1 protein-coding gene is annotated in these 269 nt (G+C 75.1%); it reads right to left on the bottom strand.

Annotated elements, in window-relative coordinates; genetic code table 11:
• Window positions 1–269 (bottom strand): hypothetical protein (locus tag SB659_RS19610; RefSeq protein WP_410551617.1); only part of this gene is annotated, 269 nt, incomplete at both ends.

The following is a 269-nucleotide window of genomic DNA, read 5'->3' as shown; positions in this document are numbered from 1 at the left end:
CACTCTCCCTCGGGCACGAAGACCAGCGCGGCGCCGCCCGCGGCGGCCTGGTCCACGATCAGCCGCCGACCGTCGCGGCGGTGCGGCACGCCAACCGCCTCGACGATGCGCCCGATGGCGGCGTTGCCGTCATCCGTACGCAGCACGATGCCGGCAACGAATGGCAATGCCGGCGCGGACACGCCCGGCAGCGCCGCCTCCAGGCCGGCGGCCGACACCACGGTAAACCGGTTGCCGCCCAGACGGAAGCCGTTCCCCCGCGGTGCGGC

This window comes from Arthrobacter sp. SIMBA_036 (assembly GCF_046535135.1).
GTDB lineage: Bacteria > Actinomycetota > Actinomycetes > Actinomycetales > Micrococcaceae > Arthrobacter.
This window is presented reverse-complemented; position numbering and strand designations above follow the sequence as displayed.